Here is a 1,325-nt window from a genome sequence, read left to right on the forward strand (position 1 = left end):
AATTCTGATCAAGACCAGCGTTGGCGCGCTGGCGGGAAGGCACGCCCGTGCTCACGGTAGTAGACAACAACGACGACTCCAACGAGACCCGCAATGCGGCCGGTGCGGGCCGGTCGTTGCTCGACCAGATCGTCCGCGACGGTGCCCGGCAGATGCTGGCCGCGGCGTTGCAGGCCGAGGTCGCCGACTATGTAGCCCGGTATGCCGGTGAGGTCGACGAACACGGCCACCGACTGGTGGTCCGCAACGGATACCACGCCGAACGTGAGGTCGTGACCTCGGCGGGTGCGGTGGCGGTGAAGGCGCCCCGCGTGAACGACAAGCGGATCGACCCCGATACCGGCGAGCGCAAGCGGTTCTCCTCGGCGATCCTGCCCGCCTGGGCTCGCAAGTCCGAGCAGGTATCGGAGGTGCTGCCGCTGCTGTACCTGCACGGCCTGTCAACCAGTGACTTCGGGCCGGCGCTCGAACAGTTCCTCGGCACCGGCGCCGGACTGTCCGCATCCTCGATCACCCGGCTCACGGCCCAGTGGCAGGACGAGGCGAAGGCCTTCGGCACCAGGGACCTCTCGCAGGTCGACTACGTGTACCTGTGGGTCGACGGCATCCACCTGAAAGTCCGGCTCGAGCAGGAAAAGCTCTGCCTGTTGGTGATGCTCGGGGTGCGGGCCGACGGCCGCAAGGAACTCGTCGCCCTGGCCGACGGCTACCGAGAGTCCACCGAGTCCTGGGCGGACCTGCTGCGGGATTGCCGCCGCCGCGGGATGCGCGCGCCGGCGCTCGCGGTCGGGGACGGAGCTTTGGGATTCTGGCGGGCACTGCGGGAGGTGTTCCCCGCCACCCGCGAACAACGCTGCTGGTTCCACAAACAAGCCAACGTTCTTGCTGCACTCCCGAAATCGGCGCATCCGGGTGCGTTGGCGGCGATGAAGGAGATCATCGGGGCCGAGGACATCGACAAGGCGCAGTTGGCGATCGCAGCGTTCGAACGTGACTACAGCGCGAAGTACCCGAAAGCGGTGAAGAAAATCGTCGATGACGCCGACGTGCTGCTCGAGTACTTCCGGTATCCCGCCGAGCACTGGGTGCATCTACGCACCACGAACCCGATCGAATCGACCTTCGCGACGGTTCGGCTTCGGACCAGGGTGACCAAGGGCCCGGGATCACGGGCGGCGGGCATGGCGATGGCCTACAAGCTGATCGAAGCAGCGCAGTCGCGGTGGCGGGCGGTCAACGCACCACACCTGGTGGCGTTGGTGCGGGCCGGCGCAGTGTTCCACCAGGGCAAGCTCCTCGAACGTCCGGTCGACATCACCCCGGAA

Annotated in this window: 1 protein-coding gene; it reads left to right on the forward strand. The window is 66.8% G+C overall.

Annotated features, from left to right (window positions below; all coding sequences use genetic code 11):
* Positions 1-47: 47 nt before the first annotated feature.
* Positions 48-1,325: IS256 family transposase (locus tag AC4LGL_RS18605; RefSeq protein WP_491840072.1), on the forward strand; the 1,278-nt coding region annotated here is incomplete at its 3' end.

It is taken from the genome of Mycolicibacterium arcueilense (assembly GCF_058536225.1).